The sequence below is a fragment of the Brevundimonas sp. UBA2503 genome (assembly GCF_002341485.1).
Taxonomy (GTDB): domain Bacteria; phylum Pseudomonadota; class Alphaproteobacteria; order Caulobacterales; family Caulobacteraceae; genus Brevundimonas; species Brevundimonas halotolerans.
In genome coordinates, this window is the sequence record NZ_DDOD01000021.1 from 1 (window position 1) to 25,947 (window position 25,947).

Annotated in this window: 22 protein-coding genes, 1 tRNA gene, 2 rRNA genes and 1 riboswitch; of the genes, 14 read left to right on the top strand and 11 right to left on the bottom strand. The window is 67.3% G+C overall.

The features are described 5' to 3' along the window. The 3 genes from B4K74_RS09720 to B4K74_RS09730 form a co-directional block, all read left to right on the top strand. Nucleotides 1-909 (top strand): 23S ribosomal RNA (locus B4K74_RS09720); the annotation flags it as partial. 84 nt (nucleotides 910-993) lie between these two features. Then, nucleotides 994-1,108 (top strand): 5S ribosomal RNA (gene rrf, locus B4K74_RS09725). A gap of 104 nt (nucleotides 1,109-1,212) precedes the next feature. Next, nucleotides 1,213-1,289: transfer RNA gene (locus B4K74_RS09730), tRNA-Met, on the top strand. Nucleotides 1,290-1,359: 70 nt separating this feature from the next. On the opposite strand, the gene B4K74_RS09735 is transcribed toward B4K74_RS09730, so the two are convergent. From B4K74_RS09735 to B4K74_RS09745, 3 genes are all read right to left on the bottom strand, one after another. After that, nucleotides 1,360-2,397, bottom strand: a complete 1,038-nt coding sequence (locus B4K74_RS09735) for an ABC transporter ATP-binding protein (RefSeq protein WP_286692762.1) — start codon at nucleotides 2,395-2,397, stop codon at nucleotides 1,360-1,362. Next, nucleotides 2,394-3,932, bottom strand: coding sequence for an ABC transporter permease (locus tag B4K74_RS09740; RefSeq protein ID WP_164461916.1), 1,539 nt, complete (start codon nucleotides 3,930-3,932; stop codon nucleotides 2,394-2,396). Before B4K74_RS09740 ends, B4K74_RS09735 begins: the two co-directional genes overlap by 4 nt. A gap of 71 nt (nucleotides 3,933-4,003) precedes the next feature. Then, nucleotides 4,004-5,080 carry an extracellular solute-binding protein gene (locus tag B4K74_RS09745; RefSeq protein ID WP_286692763.1) on the bottom strand — a complete coding sequence of 359 codons (1,077 nt, stop codon included), beginning with the start codon at nucleotides 5,078-5,080 and terminating at the stop codon, nucleotides 4,004-4,006. A gap of 144 nt (nucleotides 5,081-5,224) precedes the next feature. Here B4K74_RS09745 and B4K74_RS09750 point away from each other — a divergent pair, with 144 nt between their 5' ends. The 5 genes from B4K74_RS09750 (at nucleotide 5,225) to B4K74_RS09770 (ending at nucleotide 9,903) form a co-directional block, all read left to right on the top strand. Then, the gene (locus B4K74_RS09750) at nucleotides 5,225-6,097 is read left to right on the top strand and encodes a DUF4232 domain-containing protein (RefSeq protein ID WP_286692764.1); all 873 of its coding nucleotides are present in this window, start codon (nucleotides 5,225-5,227) and stop codon (nucleotides 6,095-6,097) included. A 63-nt stretch (nucleotides 6,098-6,160) separates the two neighbouring features. Beyond that, the gene (locus tag B4K74_RS09755; protein ID WP_286692765.1) at nucleotides 6,161-7,351 is read left to right on the top strand and encodes a glycine C-acetyltransferase; all 1,191 of its coding nucleotides are present in this window, start codon (nucleotides 6,161-6,163) and stop codon (nucleotides 7,349-7,351) included. Nucleotides 7,352-7,359: 8 nt separating this feature from the next. After that, complete coding sequence (tdh, locus tag B4K74_RS09760; RefSeq protein ID WP_349677369.1) at nucleotides 7,360-8,400, top strand: L-threonine 3-dehydrogenase; 1,041 nt, start codon at nucleotides 7,360-7,362, stop codon at nucleotides 8,398-8,400. A 29-nt stretch (nucleotides 8,401-8,429) separates the two neighbouring features. Then, nucleotides 8,430-9,254 (top strand): 23S rRNA (adenine(2030)-N(6))-methyltransferase RlmJ, encoded by an 825-nt coding sequence (gene rlmJ, locus B4K74_RS09765; RefSeq protein WP_286692767.1) that lies wholly within the window; start codon nucleotides 8,430-8,432, stop codon nucleotides 9,252-9,254. A 115-nt stretch (nucleotides 9,255-9,369) separates the two neighbouring features. Then, nucleotides 9,370-9,903, top strand: coding sequence for a hypothetical protein (locus B4K74_RS09770; protein ID WP_286692768.1), 534 nt, complete (start codon nucleotides 9,370-9,372; stop codon nucleotides 9,901-9,903). Nucleotides 9,904-9,993: 90 nt separating this feature from the next. On the opposite strand, the gene B4K74_RS09775 is transcribed toward B4K74_RS09770, so the two are convergent. After that, the gene (locus B4K74_RS09775; RefSeq protein WP_286692769.1) at nucleotides 9,994-10,302 is read right to left on the bottom strand and encodes an antibiotic biosynthesis monooxygenase family protein; all 309 of its coding nucleotides are present in this window, start codon (nucleotides 10,300-10,302) and stop codon (nucleotides 9,994-9,996) included. A gap of 58 nt (nucleotides 10,303-10,360) precedes the next feature. Between B4K74_RS09775 and B4K74_RS09780 the strand changes: the two genes are divergently transcribed. Then, nucleotides 10,361-11,065, top strand: coding sequence for a type 1 glutamine amidotransferase (locus B4K74_RS09780; RefSeq protein ID WP_286692770.1), 705 nt, complete (start codon nucleotides 10,361-10,363; stop codon nucleotides 11,063-11,065). Between the two features lie 118 nt (nucleotides 11,066-11,183). Here B4K74_RS09780 and hemF read toward each other — a convergent pair whose 3' ends face one another. After that, nucleotides 11,184-12,059 (bottom strand): oxygen-dependent coproporphyrinogen oxidase, encoded by an 876-nt coding sequence (gene hemF / locus B4K74_RS09785; protein ID WP_286692771.1) that lies wholly within the window; start codon nucleotides 12,057-12,059, stop codon nucleotides 11,184-11,186. A 52-nt stretch (nucleotides 12,060-12,111) separates the two neighbouring features. Beyond that, nucleotides 12,112-12,552: a tRNA (cytidine(34)-2'-O)-methyltransferase gene (locus tag B4K74_RS09790; protein WP_286692772.1), complete on the bottom strand. Its 441-nt coding sequence runs from the start codon at nucleotides 12,550-12,552 to the stop codon at nucleotides 12,112-12,114. 192 nt (nucleotides 12,553-12,744) lie between these two features. Here B4K74_RS09790 and petA point away from each other — a divergent pair, with 192 nt between their 5' ends. The 5 genes from petA (at nucleotide 12,745) to B4K74_RS09815 (ending at nucleotide 19,745) form a co-directional block, all read left to right on the top strand. Then, nucleotides 12,745-13,296 carry a ubiquinol-cytochrome c reductase iron-sulfur subunit gene (petA, locus tag B4K74_RS09795; RefSeq protein ID WP_286692773.1) on the top strand — a complete coding sequence of 184 codons (552 nt, stop codon included), beginning with the start codon at nucleotides 12,745-12,747 and terminating at the stop codon, nucleotides 13,294-13,296. 17 nt (nucleotides 13,297-13,313) lie between these two features. After that, the gene (locus B4K74_RS09800) at nucleotides 13,314-14,615 is read left to right on the top strand and encodes a cytochrome b (protein ID WP_286692774.1); all 1,302 of its coding nucleotides are present in this window, start codon (nucleotides 13,314-13,316) and stop codon (nucleotides 14,613-14,615) included. Nucleotides 14,616-14,620: 5 nt separating this feature from the next. Beyond that, entirely contained in the window at nucleotides 14,621-15,505 is an 885-nt protein-coding gene (locus B4K74_RS09805) for a cytochrome c1 (RefSeq protein ID WP_286692775.1), read from the top strand. A gap of 893 nt (nucleotides 15,506-16,398) precedes the next feature. Then, nucleotides 16,399-18,054, top strand: coding sequence for a M28 family metallopeptidase (locus B4K74_RS09810; protein WP_286692776.1), 1,656 nt, complete (start codon nucleotides 16,399-16,401; stop codon nucleotides 18,052-18,054). Between the two features lie 86 nt (nucleotides 18,055-18,140). Beyond that, the gene (locus B4K74_RS09815; RefSeq protein ID WP_286692777.1) at nucleotides 18,141-19,745 is read left to right on the top strand and encodes a M28 family peptidase; all 1,605 of its coding nucleotides are present in this window, start codon (nucleotides 18,141-18,143) and stop codon (nucleotides 19,743-19,745) included. Here B4K74_RS09815 and B4K74_RS09820 read toward each other — a convergent pair. From B4K74_RS09820 to B4K74_RS09840, 5 genes are all read right to left on the bottom strand, one after another. Beyond that, on the bottom strand, nucleotides 19,698-20,609 hold the full coding sequence (locus B4K74_RS09820; protein ID WP_286692778.1) for a hypothetical protein: 912 nt from the start codon (nucleotides 20,607-20,609) through the stop codon (nucleotides 19,698-19,700). The two genes, B4K74_RS09815 and B4K74_RS09820, sit on opposite strands and share 48 nt — an antisense overlap. A gap of 67 nt (nucleotides 20,610-20,676) precedes the next feature. Further along, nucleotides 20,677-21,870: a cystathionine gamma-synthase gene (gene metB / locus B4K74_RS09825; RefSeq protein ID WP_286692779.1), complete on the bottom strand. Its 1,194-nt coding sequence runs from the start codon at nucleotides 21,868-21,870 to the stop codon at nucleotides 20,677-20,679. Next, nucleotides 21,867-22,829, bottom strand: coding sequence for a homoserine O-succinyltransferase MetX (gene metX, locus B4K74_RS09830; protein WP_286692780.1), 963 nt, complete (start codon nucleotides 22,827-22,829; stop codon nucleotides 21,867-21,869). Before metX ends, metB begins: the two co-directional genes overlap by 4 nt. Nucleotides 22,830-22,961: 132 nt before the next feature. Continuing rightward, nucleotides 22,962-23,093: riboswitch (SAM riboswitch) on the bottom strand. 46 nt (nucleotides 23,094-23,139) lie between these two features. Next, entirely contained in the window at nucleotides 23,140-24,126 is a 987-nt protein-coding gene (locus tag B4K74_RS09835) for a DUF6607 family protein (protein WP_286692781.1), read from the bottom strand. 47 nt (nucleotides 24,127-24,173) lie between these two features. Beyond that, nucleotides 24,174-25,947, bottom strand: a 1,774-nt coding sequence (locus B4K74_RS09840) for a TonB-dependent receptor domain-containing protein (RefSeq protein ID WP_286692782.1), incomplete at its 5' end; no start/stop codon positions are given.

Sequence of the window (25,947 nt, forward strand, 5' to 3'; positions counted from 1 at the left end):
ACGACTTCCCCACTGTCTCCAGCACAGGCTCAGTGAAATTGAATTCCCCGTGAAGATGCGGGGTTCCCGCGGTCAGACGGAAAGACCCTATGAACCTTTACTATAGCTTCGCCTTGGCGTTAGCGACCGTATGTGTAGGATAGGTGGGAGGCTATGAAACCGGGGCGCCAGCTCTGGTGGAGCCATCCTTGAAATACCACCCTTACTGTCGTTGACGTCTAACCGAGATCCGTTATCCGGGTCCGGGACATGGCGTGGTGGGTAGTTTGACTGGGGCGGTCGCCTCCTAAAGTGTAACGGAGGCGCGCGATGGTGGGCTCAGACCGGTCGGAAATCGGTCGTCGAGTGCAATGGCATAAGCCCGCCTGACTGCGAGACTGACAAGTCGAGCAGAGACGAAAGTCGGCCATAGTGATCCGGTGGTCCCGCGTGGAAGGGCCATCGCTCAACGGATAAAAGGTACTCTAGGGATAACAGGCTGATTTTGCCCAAGAGTCCATATCGACGGCAAAGTTTGGCACCTCGATGTCGGCTCATCACATCCTGGGGCTGGAGCAGGTCCCAAGGGTATGGCTGTTCGCCATTTAAAGTGGTACGTGAGCTGGGTTCAGAACGTCGTGAGACAGTTTGGTCCCTATCTGCCGTGGGTGTTCGAAGCTTGAGAGGATCTGTCCCTAGTACGAGAGGACCGGGATGGACATACCTCTGGTGGACCTGTCGTGGCGCCAGCCGCGCAGCAGGGTAGCTATGTATGGAATAGATAACCGCTGAAAGCATCTAAGCGGGAAACTAACCTCAAAACAAGGCTTCGCTGAGGATCGTGGAAGACTACCACGTTGATAGGCCAGGTGTGGAAGTGGGGCGACCCATGAAGCTTACTGGTACTAATAATCCGATCGGCTTGATCGTTTCTCAGCAAAACTCATTCGGTTTTACTTGCCGATAATAATCGCGACGATGTCTTCTCATTTAATCCCCTATCTGCCTGGTTGACCCGGTGGCTATGTCGGAGGTTCCCCACCCGATCCCATTCCGAACTCGGTCGTTAAGCCCTCCAGAGCCGATGGTACTTCGTCTTAAGGCGCGGGAGAGTAGGTCGCTGCCGGGTCTACCAGTCAGATAGGGATTAAAACGATGTCGCCTGAAGCCACTTGTGCCTCGGGGACATGTCTCGAACCTTTTCTTCCTTCACATTCTCCTTTCCATCTTTGACGCGGGATGGAGCAGCCCGGTAGCTCGTCAGGCTCATAACCTGAAGGTCGCAGGTTCAAATCCTGCTCCCGCACCCAAGATCACACGCCGCCCGGTTCCGCCGGGCGGCGTTTTTCGTTTGCGGACTGCGTCGAGCCGGTGTCGGCCTCAGGCGGGCACCACCACGGCCCGGTCGGGCGCGAGCGCCAGAAACGCCGGCTGCCCGATCGCAGGAACCGGCCCGGCGTGGCTGACGGTCAGGCGATGTTCCCCGTCCGGCCCGATCATCACGACCGTGACGTCGGTGACGTTGCCCGCAAAGCGCCGGGCCACGACGGTTGCCGCCACGCCCTGATCTGCCAGCCGTACATCGCCGGGCCGCACCAGCAACTGCCACCCGGTGGCCTCGCCCTCTGGTTTTACGAACCGCCCCAACGGCGTCGCCACAGCATCGCCGTCCACCCGCGCGGGCAAGGCCTCGACCGGCCCCAGCATCCGCGCCGCGGCCAGCGATATGGGCCGCAGATAGCAGGCCTCGGGCGTCCCCGCCTGCAACACCTCGCCCTGATCCAGCAGCACCAGATGATCCGCCATGGCCAGGGCATCCTCGGCATCGTGGGTGACGATCAGCACGGCCGCGCCCGCCGCCCGCAGCGCGGGGGTCAGGGCATCGCGCACCTCGGCCCGGAGCGAGGCATCCAGCCCCGAAAACGGTTCGTCCATCAACAGGACGGCGGGCTCCCGCGCCAGCGCCCGGGCCAGCGCCACCCGCTGCTGCTCGCCGCCCGACAGGGTCGAGGGCCAGGCCCTGGCCCGATCCTCCAGCCGCAGCGACCGCAGCAGGTCCAGCGCCCGATCGCGCGCCTCGGCCCGGGGCAGGTGGCTCAGGCCAAAGGTGACATTGCCCAGCACGGTCTTGTGCGGGAACAGGGCGTGTTCCTGAAACATCAGGCCGATACCACGATGCTCGGGCGGCACCGTCTGTCCGGGCCACGAGAGCACCGTCTCGCCCAGCCGGATCTCGCCGGCGTCGGGTGCTTCCAGTCCGGCGATCAGGCGCAGCAGGGTGCTCTTGCCGCTGCCCGACGGACCCAGCAGGGCGGTCACCTGTCCGGGCACCAGCGTCAGGTCAACGCCGTGCACGCCCGCATCGCGGCCATAGCGCCGGGCCAGTCCCGTGGCGGTCAGGGTGCGGGCGTCGGTCATGGCTCTCCGGGGCGCGAGGTGCTGATCTTGCGGGTCAACCACAGCACGGCGGGCAGGGCCAGCAGAACAAGCAACAGGGTCGGCCAGCCGGCATTGGCCAGCCGCTCATCCCGCGCATAGTTGTCGGCCATCACCGCCAGCGTATCGACGTTGAACGGGCGCAGCATCAGGGTGGCGGGCAGTTCCTTCATCACATCCACGAACACCACGAGCGCCGCCGTAAACAGGGCCCCGCGCGCCAGCGGCAGCTGAATCGCCCATGCGGTGCCCGTCTCGGAGCGGCCCAGCATGCGGGAAGCCTGCACGACCGACGGCGTGACGCGGGTCAGCCCCGCTTCGATGGGCTCGAAGGCGGCGGCCATCAGCCGGGCGGCATAGGCATAGATCAGCAGGGCGATCCCCATTCCGAAGCCGCCGACCGATCCGGGCACCAGCCGCCATAGCACGGCGGCGGGGATCAGCAGGCCGATGGCCATGACCGCCCCCGGCGTCGCATAGCCGAGGCTGGCGATGCGCGCGGCCAGCGGATGCCGCGTCGACCCCAGCGCCAGCAGGGCCGCAAGCGCGACCGTCACCAGTGCGGCGATCACCGCCAGTCCGACACTGTGCCGCGCGGCGGCGATCAGCCTCGGCCATTCGGGCGTGATGTCGATCATGGTGTGTGCCATCCAGCCCAGCGGCAGGACAAGGCCCAGCCCGACCAGCATCAGACAGAAACCGGTCGCCAGCGCAGCCTTGACCGGGGGCAGCGGCTGCAGGGTCAGGGGCCGCCAGCGCCCGCGTCCGCTGTCGTGATCAGCACCGGACCGGCCCATCCTCTCGATCCACATCAGCACGGCGGCAAAGGCCAGCAGCGGCAGGGCGATCCGGGCCGCGGCCTCGACCGAGCCGAACACGAACCAGGCCCGGACCACGCCGGTGGTCAGGGTCTGGACGCCCAGAAACTGCACCGCGCCATAGTCGGCCAGCGTTTCCATGACGGCCAGGGCGACACCTGCCGCCAGTGCCGGGCGCGCCATCGGCAGCGCCACCTGAAAGAAGGCCCGGGCCGGCGAGGCCCCCAGCATCCGCGCGGCCTCGATCGCCTGCGACGACTGGTTCAACAGCGCCGCCCGCATGGCCAGATAGACATAGGGATAAAAAGCCAGCGACAGGATCAGGCCGGCCCCGCCGAGGCTGCGCATCTCGAACGGCATGTCGACGCCCAGCGTGCCCCGCATCCAGATGCGCAGGTCGCCCGCCGCATCGAAAAGGTCGGCATAACCATAGGCCAGGGCGAAGGCCGGTGCCGCCAGCGGCAGGGCCAGCGCCCAGCTGAGCCAGCGTCGGCCCGGAAAGTCATGCCCGACCACCAGCCAGGCCGCCGTCACGCCAAGGACCGCCGTCAGCACCGCGACCTGCGCCGACAGGGCGACCGAGGTCAGGGCATAGCGGGACAGGTCCGACAGGGCGATGTCCGCCTGACCGTCGCCCAGCGCCGTCGCCACCACCCCGATCAGGGGCAGGATGGCGACCAGCGCTGCGCCCAGTCCCATCCAGACCAATGGCGAAAGCCCGCCCCGGATGCCGGAGCGGGCCTTCAGCGTCGTCGAGGCAGGGGTCGGGCCTATCGCCAGCCTGCCTGGCTCATCATCGCCTGGGCCGCCGCCTGACGCGGACCATAGCGGGCGACCGACATCGGATGGGCCTCAAACGGCGCATAGGCGCTGACCGGGGCGGGCACCGTCACCGAGGGGCTGGCCGGGTATTCATTGTTGTATTCGGCGACCAGCGACTGGGCCTCAGGCGATGCCAGGAATTCCAGCAGCTTGACCGCATTGTCGAAGTTCGGCGCATTGGCCGCGACCCCACCGCCCGAGATGTTCACATGGGCCCCGCGTCCGTCCAGCGACGGGAAGGCCAGCTTGACCCGTTCGGTGACCTCTCGATCGCCCGCGTCCTCACCCGACGCCAGCCGGATGTAGTAGTAGCTGTTGGTGATGGCGACTTCGCAGATGCCGGCGCCGACGGCCCGGATCTGGTCGCGGTCGCCGCCCTCGGGCTGACGGGCCATGTTGGCGACAATGCCCTCGACCCACGCGCGGGTCTTGGCTTCACCCCAGACCTCGATCAGGGCACCGACCAGCGACAGGTTGTAGACGCTGTCGGATGAGCGGACGCACAGCTTGCCGCGGAAGCTGGGCGAGGCCAGCTCCTCATAGGTGTCGACCTCCTCGGGGCGCACCTTGGCCGCGTCATAGGCGACGATGCGCGCCCGGCGGCTGAAGCCGTACCAGTGCCCGCCCGGCTCGCGCAGATTGGCCGGGATCGCCTCCTGCAGCATGGTCGAGTTGGCAGGCTGGAACAGGTCGGCGTCCTGCACGCGCCACAGGGCCCCGGCATCGGCGGCCACGAACACATCGGCGGGGCTGGCCTCGCCCTCGGACTGCATGCGGGCGATCAGGGTGTCGGGATTGCCCTCGATCCGGTTGACGCGAATGCCGGTCAGCTCGGTGAAGCGCTCATAGAGCCGCAGATCGCTGTCATAGTGGCGGGCGGTATACAGATTGACCACGCCGGCATCGGCGGGCGGCGCGGTGTCCGCTGTCTTGGTCTCGGATTCGGGCTGGCCGCAGGCGGCGACCAGCAGGCCAAGGGCAAAGGCGCCGGCCAGGGCGCGGACAGAGGCGAAGGGCTTCGTCATCGAACTCTCCTGAAATGTGCTGCCGTCCTAACGCGACTGAGAATGTTTCGCAACAACATCGCGGGTCCGATTGCGGAAACCGTAAACCCTTCCGATGCGCTATAGTGACGCTGGAACGAGAGGGTCGATGTCATGATCATGCGGATGAACCGGAATGCGCGACTGTGGGGCGCGGTCTGCAGCCTGACGCTGGTGGCGGCCTGTTCGCAGGAGCAGCGCGATCCGCCCGATCCGGTCGAGGCGTCCGCGCCCGATGAGGCCCCGATCAGCGGCGTGGCCATCGCCTATGACTGTGAAAGCGGCGAGAGCCTGTCGGTTGTCTATGGCAAGGACCGCACCGCGGGCCTGACCTATGAGGGCAAGTCGTATCGCCTGCGCCCCGTGACCTCCGGCAGCGGCGCCCGCTACGCCGGCGAGACTCTGGAATGGTGGTCGGCGACCCGCGACGGGCGCGAGGAGGGCCGACTCAGCCGTCTGGACGCCGAAGGCAAGCCCCAGGGCGTCGAGCTGGAACGCTGTGTCCGCAAGGGCCAGCCTCTCACCCCCGCCAGCAATCCACAGTCCATGGCCAGGGCTCCGGCCTGCGCCGGTCCGCAATTGGCCCTTGAGATCGAGAAATCTGACGCCGGCGCGGGCAATCGCGGCCTGGTGCTGTCGCTCCGCAATGCCGGGACCGAAACCTGCAGTATCACCGGCTATCCGGGCGTGACCCTGATGGACGAGGAGGGTCGCCCCGTCGTCGATGTGCGTGCCGACCCCTGGATGCAGGGCGATCCGGCTGAGCCACCGCATCCCGTCGAACTGACCGCCGGCGCCAAGGCGTATTTCGATGTCGGCTGGAATGTCGTGCCCCATGAGAGCGAGGGCGAGACGCGCTGTCCGGTCACCGAAGGCCTCAGGGTCACGGCGCCTGGCGACACGGCGCCCCTGACGCAGGCCACCGGGATGACCGTCTGCGGCGGCCGGATCAAGGTCGGGCCTGTGCGCGCCACCCAGGATGTGTCTGCCGGGACCTGATGCCGAAGCTGTGACATCGGGCGGGGCTTTATACGGCCTTCAAAACCGTCTAGCGGAGCGCCCATGACGACATTCCACGACCGCATCGCCGCCGAACTGGCCGACATCGACGCCCAGGGCCTGACCAAGCCCGAACGGGTCATCGCCTCGCGACAGGGGCCGGTGATCGAGGTGGCGGGCCAGAAGGTGCTGAACTTCTGCGCCAACAACTATCTGGGTCTGGCCGGGGACGAGCGCGTCGTTCAGGCGGGCATCAAGGCCCAGGAACGCTGGGGCGCGGGCACGGCCTCGGTCCGCTTCATCTGCGGCACGCTGGAGATCCACAAGGAGCTGGAGCGCGCCATCGCCGACTACCTCGGCTTTGAGGACACCATCCTTTTCGCGGCGGCCTTCGACGCCAATGGTGGCATCTTCGAGCCTCTCTTCGGGGCCGAGGACGCGATCGTCTCCGATAGCCTGAACCACGCCTCGATCATCGACGGCGTGCGCCTGTGCAAGGCCAAACGCTACCGCTTTGCCAACTCGGACATGGACGACCTTGAGGCCCAGCTGAAGCAGGCCCGGGCCGACGGCGCGCGCGACATCATCATTGCCACCGATGGCGCCTTCTCCATGGATGGCTATGTCGCCAAACTGGCCGAGATCCGGGCGCTCGCCGACACATACGACGCCCTGATCATGGTCGATGACTGTCACGCGACCGGCTTCATGGGCGACAAGGGGCGGGGCTCCTATGCCCATTGCGGGGTCGAGGTCGACTTCGTCACCGGCACCTTCGGCAAGGCGCTGGGCGGGGCCATGGGTGGCTTCATCTGCGCGACCGCCCCGGTGGTAGCCCTGCTGAAGCAGCGGGCCCGGCCCTATCTGTTCTCGAATGCCCTCAGCCCCGCCGTCTGCGGCTCGTCGCTCGAGGCCATCCGCATCGCCGCGGGGGACGAGGGCGACGCCCTGCGCCAGCAGCTGTTCGCCAATGCCGCCCGCTATCGCGCGACCATGACCGAGGCCGGGTTCGACCTGCTGCCCGGCGAACATCCGATCATTCCGGTGATGCTGGGCGATGCCCGCCTCGCCCAGGACATGGCCGCCCGCATGCTGGAGCTGGGCGTCTATGTCATCGGCTTCAGCTTCCCGGTGGTGCCGCGCGGGGCCGCCCGCATCCGGACCCAGATGTCGGCCGCCCACACCTTCGACCAGATCGATCTGGTGGTTGAGGCCTTCAAAACCGCCGGCAAGGAATTGGGAGTGATCAAATGACCGACACCATGAAGGCCCTGGCCAAGATGAAGCCCGCCGAGGGGCTTGAGCTGATCGACGCCCCGATCCCCCAGGCCGGGCCCGAGGATGTGCTGATCAAGGTCCACAAGACCGCCGTCTGCGGCACCGACATCCACATCTGGAACTGGGACGAGTGGTCGCAAAAGAATGTGCCCGTCCCGATGATCACCGGCCACGAGTTCTCGGGCGAGATCGTGTTCGTCGGCAAGGACGTCGATCGTCCGCTGAAGGTCGGCCAGCGCGTCTCGGCCGAGGGTCATGTCATCGACCTGAATTCCGAAGCGGCCCGCGCCGGGCATTTCCACCTCGACCCCGCCACCCGGGGCATTGGCGTGAACCGCCAGGGGGCCTTTGCAGAGTTCGTCGTGGCTCCGGCCTTCAACGTCATCGAGCTGCCGGATGATGTCCCCTATGCCATCGGCTCGATCCTCGACCCGTTCGGCAATGCCGTGCACACGGCGCAGCAGTTCGACCTGCTGGGCGAGGATGTGCTGGTCACCGGCGCCGGTCCCATCGGCATCATGGCCGCCGCCGTTGCCCGCCACGCCGGCGCGCGCACCGTGGTGCTCACCGACATCAACGACTTCCGCCTCGAGCTGGCCCAGAAGGTCGCGCCGGGCGTGCGCACTGTGAACACCACGCGCGAGGACCTGCACGACGTTATCCCCGAGCTGGGCATGAAGGTCGGCTTTGACGTGGCGCTGGAAATGTCTGGCTCGCCCATCGCCTTCAAACAGTGCGTCGACACCCTGATCATGGGCGGCGGCCTGGCCCTGCTGGGCATTCCGTCAAAGCCGATGGAGACCGACTGGGGCGCCATCATCCTCAAGGCCCTGACCATCAAGGGCGTCTATGGCCGCGAGATGTTCACCACCTGGCGCAAGATGCTGGGCCTGCTGAAGGCCGGTCTGGACCTCGAGCCGCTCATCACCCACCAGCTGAACTATGCCGACTATCGCGACGGCTTCGAGGTGATGAAGAGCGGCAAGTCCGGCAAGGTCGTCCTCGACTGGTCGAAGGCCGCCTGACCACAAGACCGGACGGGGGACGAGCGGGCATGAACTATCGCCACAGCTTTCACGCCGGAAATTTCGCCGATCTGGTCAAGCACGCCCTGCTGCTGTGGCTGGTCGACCGGATGCGGGCTCGGGGCCCGCTGACCGTCATCGACACCCATGCGGGGGCCGGCCTCTATGATCTGACCGGCGATGCGGTCCGCTCGCGCGAGGCCGAGGCGGGCGTGGCCCGGCTGATGGCCAGCGACACCCTGCCACCCGCGATCAAGGCCCTGGCGGGAGAGGTCGCGGCGCTCAACCCGGACGGGGGCGTGCGCTTCTATCCCGGCTCACCGCTGCTGGTCGCCCGGCGGTTGGGCGACGGCGACGCCTATGTCGGCTTTGAGATGAACCCGCCGGTGGTCGATCTGCTGGATCAGGCGTTGGCAGATTACCCGGCGGTCGAGGGCCGGGCCGGGGATGGCTATGAGGCGCTGGCCGGAGCGACCGCAAACGCGCGCGGCCCGCTGGTGCTGATCGACCCCCCGTTTGAACAGGCCGACGACTATCAGCGGGCGGCCGATGCGGGCGCGGCGGTGGTCCGGCGCGACCCGACCGCGACGGTCACCATCTGGACCCCGCTCAAGGATATGGAGACTTTCGACGGCTTCCTCCGCCGTCTGGCCGGGGCGGGGGCGGGTCGTGTGCTGGTGGCCGAGGCGCGGCTGCGGCCCCTGACCAATCCGATGAAGATGAACGGCTGCACCCTGGTCATGCTGAACCCGCCGGACGGCGCCGAGGCGGTGGCGCAGCAAGTCTGCGGCTGGGTGGCGGAGACGCTGGGCGACACCGGCGCCCGGGCCGAGGTCTGGTGGGCCTCCCCATAAAATCGCCGACGCTGCGGGTCCGCTTACAGGCGGCAAGTCAATGACTGCTCCCGACCCATTGCGGACATTGGGATGTAGGCTTGCAGCGAAGCTCTCCGTCCGCGACTGTCGCGATATGACTGAGACGTTCCATTTCATTGCGGCACCGTCCAGCGCGGGCGAGGTGCAGGCTTGGTTTCGCGCCCTGCCACATCCGCCAGAGGAGACCGTGACATTGAGAGGAGCAGTCCTCTATTTCAGGGAGATTGGCCCGCTCGTTCTGAACCAAGACGGCTCCCCCGACGGTGCCCGCTCACCGGTGGTGAATTTGGTGCTGCCTACCGTCCGGAGGGATATCCTTTGGACTACTGGAGCAGTGCACTTCCTGACAAAGCCGGTGAGCCAATACCCGGAGATCGCGAAGATCAGGCGAGCGTTCGCAGCCTGGATTGCGTCCCATCCGCTAGCATATGATCCCCACCGCAACGCCGAAAATGCCTTCGCCTATTACCTTGAAGGAACATCGCCGAATTCCGGTCCGCTGTTTGGCCTCCCATCAGGCATGAAGGCCCTTTCCTCGGGCCGCTATTTTGTCGCTGAGTCTGACAATGAACACGTGCTCGACCGAGTATGTCGAACGCTCCGGCTGCGCGGCGTCGAGTGCCGATGACGCCTTGCGGAGAGTCCGCTTCCCACCCTAAGCGGACAGTCCGCGAGTCCGCTTTCTGGGACATCGCGCTTTACTTACGAGTACACGGCCTCAGTCAAACGTCTCGCCCGGCTCATACAGATTGGGCTCGAAGGTCGCGATGCCCATGATCGGGCTCATCGCCTCGACGATGGCTGGATGACGCGTCATGGCCTTCCAGTCCTCGCGGCTGGCCCAGACGCCGTGGACCGCACAGACCTTGCCGTTGACGCCCCGGTGCAGGGTGGCGGAAACGAAGCCCTCCAGCCCCCGTTGACGCCCGACCATGACGGTCAGCGCCTCCATCAGCGCATCCTGCTTCGCAGGCTCGCATTTGTAGACATTGATCAGGACGACGGCGTCGGAATCGGCGGTGGACATGGGCGCCTCATAGCCCATCCCCCTTACCAAGTCGTGCTTGGACGGCCATATCGACGCAATGACCGAGACCCGAAAACCCCGCATCGCCATTCTCGAAACCGGCGCGCCGCCCTCTGACCTGTCGCCCGAGCACGGCCGCTATCCGCAGATGTTTACGCGGCTGCTGGGCGAGGGCTTCGAGGCCCGCACCATCGACGTCCGCCACAGCCCGCCGCCCCGCCCGGGCGACTTCGACGGGGTCATCATCACCGGCTCTCCCGCCGGGGTTTATGACGGCGAGCCCTGGATCGGTCGCCTGCTGACCTGGATCGCGGCGGCCCGGGGCCAGACCCGCATGGTCGGCATCTGCTTCGGCCATCAGGCCATGGCCCAGGCGCTGGGTGGGCGGGTCGAGAAGTCTGAAAAGGGCTGGGGCGTGGGCCTGCACCGCTACCGGGTCGAACAGGCCCAGCCGTGGATGGTGCCGCCGCGAGGCCAGATCGCCATTCCCGTTTCGCATCAGGATCAGGTGGTCGAAAAGCCCGGCGGGGCCCGCGTGATCCTGTCCAGCGACTTCACCCCCTTCGCCGGTCTGGCCTGGGATGACGACGCCATCTCCATGCAGTGCCACCCCGAATTCACTCCGGCCTTTGCCTCCGCCCTCGCCGAGGGCCGCCGCGACCGCATCGGCGCCGACCGCGTCGATCCCGCGCTGGAAACCCTCAAGGGCGACAACGACCGCGAGGCCGTTGCGGGGTGGCTGCAGACCTTCCTCAGACGGTAGAAGCCCGTCATCCTCGGACTTGATCCGAGGATCGGTGCCACCCACCACCGCGGCCATGCCAACCGCCTGCACGGACCGATCCTCTGGTCAAGCCAGAGGATGACGACGAACTATCGACCTACGGCCACTTCACCTCGGGGGGCATGGAGCTGAGGATCGCCTCGACATTGCCGCCGGTCTTCAGGCCGAAGGTCGTGCCCCGGTCGTACAGCAGGTTGAACTCGACATAGCGGCCGCGGCGGATCAGCTGTTCCTCGCGCTCGGCGTCGGTCCAGGCCTCGCCCATCCGGCCCCGCACAATGTCCGGATAGGCCACGAGAAAGGCGTCGCCCACATCACGGGTGAAGGCGAAGTCCGTCGCCCGGTCGCCGCTGTCCAGATGGTCATAGAAGATGCCGCCGGTCCCGCGCGGCTCCTTGCGGTGGGCCAGCCAGAAATACTCGTCGCACCAGGCCTTGAAGCGCGGATAGTATTCGGGATCATGCCGGTCACAGGCGGCCTTGTAGGCGGCATGGAAGGCCATTGTGTCGGGCGCATCCTCTCGCCGGTCGACGTCCAGCACCGGCGTCAGGTCGCCGCCGCCGCCGAACCAGCCCTTCGTCGTGGCGATAAAGCGGGTGTTCATGTGCACGGCGGGCACACGCGGATTGCGGGGGTGGATGATCAGGCTGATGCCCGTGGCGAAAAAGCGCGGATCCTCGGCGGCACCCGGCACCTGCTTTGCGTAGTCTTCGGGGAAGGTCCCATGCACGGTCGAGCAGTGAACGCCGGCCTTTTCGAACAGCCGCCCGTGCAGCATCCCCATCACTCCGCCGCCGCCCTCGGGTCGCTGCCATTCCGTGCGCACGAACCGGCCGGGCTCGCCGGGATAAAGGGCGGGGTCAGCCGCGTCCTCCAGCGCCTCAAGCGACGCATGGATGCGGTCGCGCAGGGCCTCGAACCAGGCGCGGGTCTCGGTCTTCAGGGTGTCGAGGTCGGGGGCGGGTGTGCTCATGGCCCCGCTTCTAGTCCCATTTTCGCGCGCGGGGCAGGGGAGGATGTCGCAGTCAGCCCACCTGCCGCGTCCATTCCCAGCAGGCGATGCCGGCGCTGACCGCCAGGTTCAGCGACCGCGCGCCGGGCTTGAGCGGAATCAGCACCCGGGCGTCCGCCGCCGCATGCACGTCATCCGGCGCCCCCGTCGGCTCCGAGCCGAACAGCAGGGTGTCGTCGGGCTGGAATCGAAAATCGGCCAGGGGCTCGGCACCCCTGGTCGTGAACAGCACCAGCCGTCCGGCTCCGCGATCGCGCTGGAACGCGTCCCAGTCGGCATGCCGGACCATATGCCCCAGGGGCCCGTAATCCAGCGCCGCGCGCTTCATCGCCCGGTCGTCCAGACGAAAGCCGGTGGGCTCGATGACGTGCAATTCGACGCCGAAACAGGCCGACAGGCGGATGCAGGCGCCTACGTTCTGCGGAATGGCTGGTTGAAAAAGGGCGAGACGCATTCTAAGGCCCTTCTACGCGTGAGCCGGGGGCTTGTCGCGGCTGGTTTTGCGAGTGTTTCTCAGCCACGCGCCGTCTTGCGGCGATGAGCCGCAAATCCGGCCCCGTCAGCTGGTGTATGACGTCTCGCGTCAACTATGACGATACCGTCGATGGGCCGGCATGGGTCCATCGGGGCCCATGAGAGGTGTGATGTGACCGAATCGGTCGAGCTGAACCACGACGGACACGGAGGGGGCGACGACGCCACCCGCCGCGATTTCATCCACATCGCCGCCGGCGCGGCCGCGGTGGGCGCCGGGGTCATGATGGCCTGGCCGCTGGTCAACCAGATGAACCCCGCTGCCGACACCCTGGCCCTGTCGACCATCGAGTTCGACCTGACCAAGGTCGCCGAGGGCATGCAGGTCGTCATCAAATGGCAGGGCAAGCCGGTGTTCGTGCGCTACCGCACCCCGGCCGAGATCCAGGAAGCCTCCAGCACGCCGCTCAGCGCGCTCAAGGATCCCCAGGCCGATGCCGACCGCATCAAGGCCGGGCATGAGCAGTATCTGGTGGTGATCGGCTCCTGCACCCACCTGGGCTGCGTGCCGACCTTCAACTCCGGTGACTACGGTGGCTGGTTCTGCCCCTGCCACGGGTCACACTACGACACCTCGGGCCGCATCCGCAAAGGCCCCGCGCCGACCAATCTGGTCGTGCCCACCTACGAATATGTCTCCGACACCCGCGTGCGGATCGGCTGAGGACGGACGGACAGACCATGAGCGACCACGAATCCACCTACGTCCCCAAGACCGGCATCGAAAAGTGGCTCGACAGCCGCCTGCCGATCATCCGCTTCGGCGCCGACTATATGTCGCTTCCGACGCCGCGGAACCTGAACTACTGGTACACCTTCGGCGGCATTCTGATGCTCTGCCTGGTGATCCAGATCGTCACCGGCATCGTGCTGGCCATGCACTATGTGCCGAACACAGAAATGGCCTTCGCCTCGGTCGAGCGCATCATGCGTGACGTCAACGGCGGCTGGCTGATCCGCTATGTGCACGCCAACGGCGCCTCGATGTTCTTCATCGCCGTCTATCTGCACATGCTCCGGGGCCTGTATTATGGCTCCTACAAGGCCCCGCGCGAGATCATCTGGATCCTCGGCTGCGTGATCTTCTTCCTGATGATCGCCACCGCCTTCCTCGGCTACGTCCTGCCCTGGGGCCAGATGTCCTTCTGGGGCGCCGAGGTCATCACCAATCTGATCGGCGCCGTGCCGGTCGTCGGCGAGCCGCTGCTGATCTGGCTGCGCGGCGGTCCGGCCATCGACAACGCCACGCTCAACCGCTTCTTCTCGCTGCACTATCTGCTGCCGTTCGTGATCTTCGGCGTCGTGGTGCTGCACCTGTGGGCGCTGCATACCTCGGGCCAGAACAACCCCGCCGGCGTCCTGATCCCCAAGGAGCGCACGGCCAAGGACACCCTGCCGTTCCACCCCTATTTCACGGTCAAGGACGGCTTTGCCATCATCCTGTTCCTGATCCTGTTCGCCCTGTTCGTCTTCTACATGCCGAACGCCCTGGGCCATGCGGACAACTCCATCCCGGCCAACCCGCTGGTGACGCCGGCGCACATCGTGCCCGAGTGGTACATGCTGCCCTTCTACGCCATCCTGCGCGCCATCCCCGACAAGTTCGGCGGCGTGCTGGCCATGTTCGGCGCCATCGGTGTGCTGTTCGTCATCCCGTGGCTGGATACCTCGCGGGTGCGCTCCATGCGCTATCGCCCGACCATGAAGGTCTTCTTCGTGATCTTCGTGATCGTCGGGCTCGGCCTCGGCTGGTGCGGCGCGCAACTGCCCGACGCCCAGGTCGTGCCCGGCATGCCCAGCTTCATGCTGCTGGACGGCCAGCTGAACAGCTATCTGTGGCTGACGCGCCTGCTGACCGCCTACTACTTCGCCTTCTTCCTGATCATCATGCCCTGGGTCGGGCTGAAGGAGACGCCTCTGCCGGTCCCCGCCTCGGTCTCCGAGCCGGTGCTCGACGGCGGCATCCCCGAGAAGAAGGGCTGATCGTCATGACCATTCAAAACGGGACCCCTTCAACCGTGTTCAAGATCGTCGCCTCGGCTGTCGCCGCCCTCAGCCTGGTTGCCGTGGCCGCTCCGGCCGGGGCCGCCGGCGGCGAGGCCAAGCACCCGCGCTCGGGCGGGTTCAGCTTCGAGGGGCCGTTCGGCACCTTCGATCAGGCCCAGCTGCAGCGCGGCTACAAGGTCTATCGCGAGGTCTGCGCCGCCTGTCACGGCATGGACCTGATGTCCTTCCGCAACCTCGGCCAGCCCGGCGGGCCGTTCTACGATTCGCACTTCAAGGGCGGACCGGCCGATAACCCCTACGTCCGCGTGCTCGCGGCCGAGGTCCAGGTTGCGGACATCGACTCGGAAACGGGTGAGCCGATCATGCGTCCGGCCACCCCGGCTGACCGCTTCCCCAACCCCTATGCCAACGCCACGGCGGCAGCCGGGGCCAACGGTGGCGCGGCGCCGCCCGACCTGTCGGTGATGGCCAAGGCCCGTCACGATGGCGCCAACTACATCTACTCCCTGCTGTCGGGCTATGTGCCGGCGCCCGAGGGTCTGCAGATCGCGCCGGGCCAGTACTACAACCCCTATATGGCCGGTGACCTGTCGCCGTTCTGGACCGGCGATCCGGACCATGTGCCGTCGGGTGGCTTCATCGCCATGCCCAATCCCCTGGCCGATGGTCAGGTGACCTATGACGACGGCTCGCCCCAGACGGTCGACCAGTATGCCAAGGACGTCGCCGCCTTCATCGCCTGGGCGTCCGACCCCCACGCGACCGAGCGCAAGCGCACCGGCATGGGAGTGCTGGCCTTCCTGTTCATCTTCGCCGGCCTGACCTACGCCAGCTACCGCCGCATCTGGAAAGGCATCGCCCACTAGGGCCAGCCGTTCCCACACCGACCGAATGACCCGCCGGAGCCCTCGCTTCGGCGGGTTTTTCGTGGGCAGGCGCCCCACCCGTCTCCTCCCTGCCGCGCAGCGGTGGGGAGGGGGACCACGGAGTGGTGGAGGGGGTCTTTATCGCACGCTCGCCCTCAAGAGCCCCTTCGTCACGGCGCTGACGCGCCGCGCCACCTCCCCATCTGCGATTGGGAGGAGACAGAAACGTCGTCATCCTCGGGCTTGACCCGAGGATCGGTGTCACCCGCAACGGCTGATCGCCTGCCCGGACCGATGCTCCGATCAAGTCGGAGGATGACGATGGGTCAACGGCAGTAGGTAGGATAGCCGCCCCCGAATTCCCCCACCCTTTCAACGCCCCTCGCGATTCTCGGACCGTTCTGCCCTACCGGGTCCGGGCGTGTGCAACCCTCCGCCTGTCTCCGTCGCAGGAGAGGGGCTGAGGATCCAGGCACCGAAGCAGCGACAGAGGCCGGTCGAGCGGGACTGCCCGGGGCGAAACCCCGGGGTCCGGGGCGTTTCTGGACGCCTCGCCCGTCGCGGGCCGAGAGACTGGGACCTGCTGTCGAACCGGGACAGGCGAAGTCGGGCGCACAAGCATCCGGGTGCCCGACCCCCGGCGGAAGAGACAGTCCCCCCAGGCGCTCGCGTGAACCGACCGGGGCGGCGCACAGGTCAGGTGCCGAAAAACACACACGCTCCCTGACGGCGAAAGCACGGGAGCAACGGTTCCGGGCCCCCGGCCCAGGCGCCGCCCGCCTCTCCATAGCCTCTGCCCCCCGGGCGAGAGGGGCTTTCGCGCGTCTGCTCAACAGTTGCGTCCGCCGGGCAAGGCTTTAGGGTCGCATCTCCGGTTTTGTGAGAGGTTCCCCATGCGTCTGCTGTCCAGGCTGAGTGTTCTTGCTGCGGGGGCGGCGCTGGCCGCCTGTATGACCCTGCCGGACGGCGGGGAACCGGCCCGGATCGACCCGGATCGCCTGTCGGCGCATGTGCAGGCCCTGTCGGACGACAGCTTCGAGGGACGCGGCATCGCCACCCCGGCCGAGGACAAGGTCATCGCCTATCTGTCCGAGGCCTTTGCCGACGCCGGCTTCGAGCCCGGCGGCGAGAACGGCGGCTGGACCCAGGCCGTGACCCTGAACCGCTTTGCCGTCAGCAACGTCAGCGCCTCCTTCAGCGACGACGGCGTTGCCCGCCCCCTGACCCAGGGCGAGCAGATCGTCATTTCGACCCGCCGTCCGGCCGAGCAGGTGCGCCTCGACGATCTGCCGCTGGTGTTCGTCGGCTATGGCACCACCGCCCCCGAGCGCGAGTGGGACGACTTCAAGGACGTCGACGTGCGCGGCAAGGTCATCGTCGTGCTGGTCAATGACGCCGACTATGAGCAGCCCGAGCTCAACACCTTCAACGGCCGGGCCATGACCTATTACGGCCGCTGGACCTACAAATATGACGAGGCCGCCCGCAGGGGCGCCGCCGGCGTGCTGGTGGTGCATGAGACCGCCCCCGCCTCCTACGGCTGGACCACGGTCAAGAACTCCTGGACCGGGCCGCAATTCGACATCGTCCGTGCGAACGCGGCCGCCGAGCGCGTGCCGCTGGAAGGCTGGATCCAGCGCGACGTCGCCGTCGATCTGTTCGAGCGGGCCGGTCTGGATTTCGAGGCCCTGAAGGTGTCGGCGCGCAGTCGCGATTTCCGTCCGGTCGAACTGGAAGGCCAGACCCTCGACGCCGGCTACAGCGTGTCGACCAGCCAGATCGAAACCCATAATGTCGTTGCCCGCCTGCCGGGCACGACCCATGCGGACGAGACCATCCTCTACACCGGTCACTGGGACCACATCGGCGTCGGTGATCCGGATGCCGAGGGCGATCGCATTTTCAACGGCGCGGTCGACAATGCCTCGGGCATCGCCGGCCTGCTCGAGATCGCGCGCCTGTATGGCAGCGGCCCGACCCCCGAGCGGTCGATCGTCATCATCGCCTTCACCGCCGAGGAAAGCGGTCTGCTGGGCTCGGAATTCTATGCCGCCAATCCCCTCTATCCGCTGGAAACGACAGTGGCCGGCTTCAACCTGGATGCGATGAATGTCTACGGACGGCTGTCGGGTCTCGGGGTCACCGGCTATGGCCAGTCGACCCTTGATGAACGGCTCGAGGTCGTGGCGGCGACGCAGGGGCGGGTGATCGTGCCCGACACCAACAATGCCGCCGGCACCTATTTCCGCTCTGACCACTTCCCGCTGGCCAAGCGCGGCGTGCCCATGGCCTATCCCAAGGGCTCGGGCGACTTCCGCGACGAGCCGATCGCCGAACGTCAGGCCCTGCGCGATGAATATGGCGCGCGCCGCTATCACCAGGCCGCCGACGAATGGATGCCGGAAATGGACTTCCGCGGCGCGGCCGAAGACCTTGAGGTCGTCTATGCCGTGGGTCTGGCCTTGGCCAACAGCCGCGACTGGCCGGGCTGGAAGGACGGGTCCGAGTTCGGCCCGGTTCGCGAAGAAAGTGCTGCCGCCCGCCGCTGATCCGTCAGCGGCACATGACGAAAACTTAACGGGCGCACCAGGGGCCGAGGCCTAAGGTGCGCCCGAAATTCATCCCGGAGTTCCCCATGTTCCGTCGTCTTCTGGGTGGCGTCGCCGCCGCTGCCGTCCTCCTGTCCGCCGGTGCGGGCCTGGCCCAGGACATTTCGGCGGATCGCCTGTCCGAGCACATCCGCGTGCTGGCTGACGACAGCTTCCAGGGCCGCGTCCCGGGTGAGGTCGGCGAGGCCATGACCCTCGAATACCTGCAGGGTCAGTATGAGGCCATGGGCCTTCAGCCCGGTGGTCCGGATGGCCAGTGGCTGCAGCCGGTGACCCTGTTCCGCTTCACGCCGGCGCGCGCGCCGGTGGCCTACTGGACCGCGCCGGACGGCACCCAGCATCCGCTGGCGGCGACCGACATCCAGCTGCGCTCGTCCAACGACAGTGGCCGGGTCGAGATCGCCGATGCGCCGGTGGTCTTCGCCGGCTACGGCATCACCGCGCCGGAGCGCGGCTGGGACGACTACGGCGACCTCGATGTGACCGGCAAGGTCGTGATCGTGCTGGCCGGTGAGCCCGAGGGCGATCTGTTCCGGGGCGAGTACAACTCGGCCTATTCCAGCGGCGGCTACAAGAAGATGGAGGCCCTGCGTCGCGGCGCGGTCGGCGTCATCACCCTGGTGCTTGACCAGGCCAGCTGGCAGGGCATGGCTGGGCGTCCCGCCCGCACCCGCACGACGGTCGAGGGGCTGGACCCCATCCCCTTCACCGGCACCATGGGCGCAGTCACCGCCATGCAGTGGGGCTCGGCCGCTGGCGTCGATCACGGCGCCATGGCGACGGTCGATACGGGCCAGTTCGAGGCCATTGAGCTGACGGGCGTCCGCCTGAGCGTCGACATTGAGGAAGCCCGCGAGGAAATTCAGACCTATAACCTTCTGGCCAGGATCGAAGGCTCCGAGAACCCGGACGAGGTCGTGATCTTTTCGGCCCACTGGGACCACGTCGGGGTCAGCTCGCCCGATGCCCACGGCGATACCATCTTCAACGGCGCCTGGGACAATGCCTCGGGCACGGCCGGCATTCTGGAACTGGCGCGCGCCTTCTCGCTCTCGCCGCAGCCGAAGCGCACCGTCGTCTTTGCTCACATGGCGGCCGAGGAAATGGGCCTGCTGGGCGCCTATGCCTATTCGGTCGATCCCGTCTATCCGCTGGAAACCACGGTCGCGGACCTGAACATCGACATGCTGCCGCTCAGTGGTCCGACCCGTGATGTGGCCATCTTCGGCTTTGGCCAGAATTCACTCGAGGACGATCTGGCGGTCCTCGCCGAGGCCGAGGGCCGCTATGTCACGGACGACCGCGAGCCGGAGCAGAACTACTATTTCCGCTCGGACCATTTCCCCTTCGCCCGCTCCGGTGTGCCCGCCCTGATGCCCTGGCACGGAGTGGATCTGGACGAGGGTGGCATTGAGGTCGGCCTGCCAGAATATCAGGCCCTGTTCTCGCGCGACTATCACCAGCGCAGCGATGAATGGCGCGAGGATTACGACCTGCGCTCGGCGGTCGAGAACCTGACCCTGATGTACCAGCTGGCGTGGGACCTCGCGAACTCGGACCGCTGGCCCACCTGGAAGGCGGACTCAGAGTTCGGCGCCATTCGTGCCCGCTCCGACGCCGCTCGCCAATAGGTCACTCAGGTCGGCCCAGACGCTCCCGGCTGTCGGGCCCCGCCCGGCCCCCAGCCCGGACCGGCTCAGCACCCGTCCGTCGGCCAGGGTGATGCGGATGGCATTGCCGGCATCGGCCAGCTCGGCGAACAGCGGGTCGCCCGCCACCGGCGCCAGGGTGATCTGCCCCCCGACGCTGTCGGCCACCGCCAGCTGGCGCACCGGCGCCGGGCCCGGCTGGAAATCGGGACCCAGCGTCTCGACCCGGTCCGGCAACCGCGCCCCCGGCCCGAAGGCGGCCCGGCTGAGCAGGAACAGCTTGGCCGCCGCGTCCCGGCCGGTCAGGTCGGCGGACGGATCTGCCTCGGCAAACCCCGCCGCCTGCGCCTCGGCCAGGGCCGCCTCGAACGGATGCCCCGCCGCCAGCCGGTTCAGCATGAAGTTGACCGTCCCGTTCAGGACCGCCTCGATCCGCCGGACCGGCCCCAGCGCCCGCGCCTGCCGCACCGTCTCCAGCATGGGCACTCCGCCACCCACCGCCGCTGAATAGCGCAGGGTCGCACCGGTCGCCGCCGCCAGCGCTGACAGGCCCTCGACGTCGGCCGCCACCGCCTGCTTGGACGCGCTGACCACATGGATGCCCCGCGACAGGGCCGCCCGGATCAGCGCCAGCGACACCGAGGCATCCGAAAGGGTGTCGATCACCACATCCGGCTCCCGTGCCAGAAACGCCGCCGGATCCGTGAACAGAAGCCCGGGTGCCGGCGCTGGCGAGCGGAACTTGCCGGGGGTCTGCACCAGCACCCCGACCAGCGCGATGTCCGGCCGGTCCAGCAGGCGCGGCAGCACGCCCCCGCCCACGACACCACATCCAGCGAGGGCCACCCTCAGTGGTCCTCTCGCTTCAGGCAGAAGGCCGAGGGGGGATCGGCTCAAGAGAAGGGCGGTCATCTCAGGCCGCCTTTCGCTGGTCGGAGACAAGGGCAGCGCGGGCCAGTCCCGCTGCCAGTTCGGCGCGCAGGTCCTCGACATGCTCGAGCCCGATCGACAGGCGCAGCAGGCCCTCGGTGATCCCGGCGGTCTCTCGGGCCTCGGGCGTCATGGCGGCATGGGTCATGCCTGCGGGATGGGCGATCAGGCTCTCGACCCCACCGAGGGACTCGGCCAGGGTGAAGACCTGCAGCCCTTCGACCAAAGCCCGGGCGGCGTCCCTGCCGCCGTCCAGCTCGAGGCTGAGCATGGCGCCGAATCCGGCCTGCTGACGTTTGGCCAGCGTATGCCCGGGATGGTCGGCCAGTCCCGGATAGTGGACGGCCCGCACGCCCGGCTGCCGGACCAGCCAGTCGGCCAGATCGCCCGCAGTGGCCTGCTGCCGCTCGATACGGACGAACAGGGTGCGCAGGCCGCGCAGGGTCAGCCAGGCGTCGAACGGCGCGCCGGTCGTACCCAGACAGTTGGCCCACCACGCCAGCCGCTCGTGGTCCTCAAGCGTGGCGCTGATGACCGCGCCTCCGACCACATCCGAATGGCCGTTGATGAACTTCGTTGTCGAATGGATGACCCAGTCCGCCCCCAGCGAGATCGGCTGCTGCAGGGCGGGGGACAGGAAGGTGTTGTCGACGGCGACTTTTGCCCCTGCTGCATGGGCTGCCCGGCACACAGCTTCGATGTCGGTCAGGCGCATCAGCGGGTTGGACGGCGTCTCGACCAGCACCAGTTTCGGCTGGCGGGTGAGGACTTCATCAAGGGCAGTGGCGTCGGCGAAGTCGACAAAGGCCACCTCGAAATGACCCCGCCGGGCCCGGGCGTTCAGCAGGCGGTGCGTGCCGCCGTAGCCGTCGTGCGGCGCGAGGACCAGATCGCCGGGCGACAGCTCGCTCAGCACCAGATCGACGGCGGCCATGCCGCTGGCGGTGACGACGGTGCCGGCGCCGCCTTCCAGCGCCGTCAGGGCCTCGCCCAGCAGGTCGCGGGTCGGATTTCCCGAGCGGCTGTAGTCGTAGCGGCGTTTCCCCTCCAGCCCGTCGAAGCTGTAGTTGGCGCTCAGGTACAGGGGCGGCATGACCGCACCATGGGCCGGGTCCTGATCGATCCCGACGCGGGCGAGGCGGGTAGCGAGGTCATGGTGGGAGGGGGGACAGGTCATGCGGCAAGCTCGGAAAGACAACAGGACAGGGGGTCGGCCAGGGCCGAGGCGATAAGGTCGGCGACCACGGCCTCTTCCTTGAGGAAGCCGTCGTGGCCGTAGAGCGAGGGCGCGCGGACACAGGCGCGAAGGTTCGGCAGTCGCTCGGCCAGCGCATTGAGGTCGGAGATCGGAACGAGCTGGTCCGACGTGAAGCCGAGGAGCGTAGTCGGCACCGTGATGGCTCCTGGGTCGACCCGGTGGCGGTCCAGCGAGTCCGACAGGCTGATCCAGCGCCCGGCCGACATGCGCGGCACACAGGCCCGGCCGCGGGCCTTCAGATAATCGCAGACGGCGTAGGGCTGGCCGGCGGCTTCCGGCGTGGCGTCCTGGCCGAAGCGCAGGTCCAGTTCCTTGGGCGTGCGATAGGTGGTCATGGCCAGTTCGCGGGCCAGGGCGACGGCCTCGGCGGGGCGCCCTGTCTCGATGCCGAAGGCGAGGATGCGGCGCTGGATGCCACGCAGCGCCGTGGCGTGGGTGGCGGGGCGATGCGGGGCCGAGATGGCGATCAGCTGCTTCAGCCGCTCTGGGAATAGCGACGCAAAGGCCAGTCCGACCATGCCGCCGTACGAGGCGCCGATCACGGCCTCCAGTCGCGGAATGCCAAGATGATCAAGCGCGATGGCGACGGCGCGGGCCTGATCGGCCGGGGTCAGGGTGCGGATCCGCTCCTCAGCCGGCCCAGGCAAGAGGTCGAGGCCCAGCACCTGATAGCGGTTCAGATCGACCGGACCGCCCGGGCGCACGATGCGGGGCCACCAGGCCGGTCGTCCGTCGCCGACATCCGCCACGCGCCGGTCCGACGAAATTCCGCCGAGGACCACGAGGACGGGCGCCCTGTCCGGCCCGAACCGGCGAAGGCGCATGGTCGTATCGGTGAGCGGCTGCCCGTCGCTGAGGCAGAAGCCCGGCAGAGGCACGGTGTGGTCCCGCCAGGCGGGGAGGGTGGGAGAGGAAAAGACAGCAGGCACGACACGACGAACTCCGCCCATCGAGTACCCGTGCGTGGATCGACCCGTGAAACGGCGGGACCTCGAAAGAGGCCGTCGATTCACTCATCTCTCGCGGACCGGGTCGTGAGACCGTGATCCTCGCAGGAGTTGGCACCATCTCGCGAAGAGGGTCTCTTCGCGAAGGTTGCCCCGGCGTCAAAGGGCCTATCCCTCGACCGGTCTTGATGAGTGACTTAAGCGTGGCGACGGCAAGCGCAGCCGTCAAGCAGAAAAATGATCAGCTACCGGAAGTGGCATCCATGATGATGGTGCGGGCCTCGGCCAGCGCCGCTTCGGTGGTGGTTTCTCCGGCGTGAATCTGGTCCGCCAGACCCATCAGGGCCGGTCCGGTGACGGCCCCGGCATTGGGCTCTTCCTCGACGCGGATGCCGCCGTCGCGGGCGATCACCTCGTCCCACAGGCTGCGAACACCGGCCCAGTAGGCCTGGGTATCAGCCCAATAGGCATCTCCGGGGGCAGCATCATATCCGTCCCACTGGCGATAGGTGTTGACGACGTCCTCGTGCACGATCACCTGACCCTCGACATCATCGCCCTGGGCGCCGGACATCTTGAGGTTGTCCTGAATGTGCACCCAGCCGAACGGTGTCAGGGCGTGACGGTTGGTCCCGACATAGCGGTCATAGACCGGGTTGCGCACCGCATCGCGTCGGGCCAGCGGACGCAGAGTCGGCGCCGAGGCCCACTCGGTCATGCCCTGAGCATAGGTCCATACTCCGACCCCGCCGTACCGCGGCGAGTCATCGGTCTGCCACACGGTCTGGGACCAGGCGCCCTTGCGCTGGTCTTCCGGCACAGGGGTCAGGACCCACTGGTCGGGCCCGGCATAGGTCAGGACGGCTTCGGGCTCATAGACCCAGTCCTGACGCCAGTGCTTGATGACGAAGGTCTGGCCCTCGTGATCCATGACCAGAATGTGCTGCAGGCTGATGCGGGTGCCGTCGTCATAGACGACCCGCACGATCTCGTTGCCGCCCGAGAGTTTCTCGTCGAGCGGCTCATAGCCTTCGACGAACGGAACAGTTTCGCGCATATCGAACCGCACGCGGAACTGTCCGGCCTGGGAGAGGATGGCCTGGCGGTCGCGCTGGAATTTCGCGTCGGCCGTCGCCTGCGCAGGGGCCTGGGCGAGGGCGGTCGCGGGAAGGGCGGCGACCGGCAGACAGGTGCCGATCAGAAGGGCGGCGGCAAGGGCAGCGCGCATGGGGGGCGTCTCCAACATGAAAGTCATTCGCATTATCGCTTCCCGACTCACAGACGCAAGGTCAGGGAGATCGAAACATTGCGACCGGGCTGGGTGTAGGCGTCCAGCACGGTGGAGGTGGTCGACAGGCCCGACACGTCACTCCACCAGCCGTAGGTCTCATCAAACACATTGAAGACGCCGACACGGGCCGTGACCTTATCCGTCACATTCCAGTAGCCGGTCAGGTCGAACAGGGTGAAGTCGTTCCCGACGTAGCAGTTCGGCGAGCACGCCAGACCGGTGGTGTCGGCCGCATCCTTGGCCTCGGACCAGGTGACGATGGCCTGGCCGCCGAAGGCGCCCGACGGGGCATCCCAGCCCAGGCCGGCGACGACCTTGAGCGGGTCGATGCCGGGCAGGGCCGTGGTGGTGCCCGCCGTGGTCTGATCGCCCTCGGCCCAGGCGGCCGAGATACGGGCGCTGACGCCATTGTCCCAGGAGGCATCGCTGCGGAACTCCAGCCCCTTCACCTCGACGTCGGTGAAGTTGACGTATTGAAAGACTGCCGGGTCCATCGGGGTGAAGGCGCCCGACACGACTTCCTGGCTGATGAAGTCCTCATAGTCCGCCTGGAAGGCCACGGCCTGCAGGGCCACTCGGCCACCGCCCCAGACGGGAACTTCGCGCAGGCGCAGGCCTGCCTCGAGGCTCCGGCTGGTCTCCGGCTTCAGGTCGGGATTGGGCGCCGAAATGTAGCCGAAGGCGAGGTTGCCGAAGGCGCTGTTCACCTGCGACGGCGTCGGGGCCTTGAAGCCTTCGGCATATGAGGCGAACAGGCCGAAGGTATCATTGGCCCACCAGACCACACCCAGCTTGGGCGACAGACGGCTGTCCTCCTGATCGGCCTTGGGGCCCGTGAACAGCGGGTCGTCCGCCGTCGTCAGCTCATAGGCGTCATACCGCAGGGCCGGGGTGATGCGCAGGGATCCACCCGCCAGCACGATCTCGTCCTGAATGAACAGGCCCGAGAGGGTGTAATCCGTCTCCGGGAAGGGGCTGGAGGGGAAGGTCTCTCCAAAAGGCGGCACCGTGCCGTCGCGCACGCCGCTCTGGGTGGTTTCGGACCAGTCCCCGCCGAAGATCAGGCGGTGCTCGACCGAGCCTGAAGTCAACGTGCGACGCCCCTGTGCGGCCAGACCCATGACATCATTGTCGAAGGTGTTGTCGCGCGTGCGGTCTGCGGCCGGTTCACGATCCTCGAAGGTGAACTGGCGGGTCTCGGACTCCTGCCGGTAGATGGTGAGGGAGGCCTCATCCAGGCCGGGCAGGGCTTCGGTGCGCCAGTCCAGGCCAATCCGCTGGCGCGTGGTCTCGTCTTCGGCGCGCAGGTCCAGAACCGAGGCGCTGCGGCCCGACAGGACATTGGCGTCGACGTCCGAGTCGTAGGAGTCGAACGTCAGGCCCAGCCGGTGGTCTGGGGCGACGTCCCAGACCAGTTTGGCCAGCAGGGCGTCGGAGCTGAAGTCCTGGGGATTGGGCTCGGTCCGGGCGGCGCCCTCGCCGCCGACCGTGCCCTGATTGTCGGTGTCTGACGCATCGCGGTGGGTCCAGGCGACCAGACCGGACAGGGCGCCGTCACGACCGGCGAACGACAGGCCCGTGGCCAGGCTGTCATCGGCCGAGCCGTAGGCGACGCGCGCCCGGGCGGTCCAGTTGCGGCTGGCGCCCAGCATGTCGACCGGGTCCTTGGTGGTGAAGGAGACCGCACCGGCCACGCCGTCCGAGCCGTAGAGGGCCGAGGCCGGACCGCGCAGGATCTCGACCGACTTCATCAGGTCC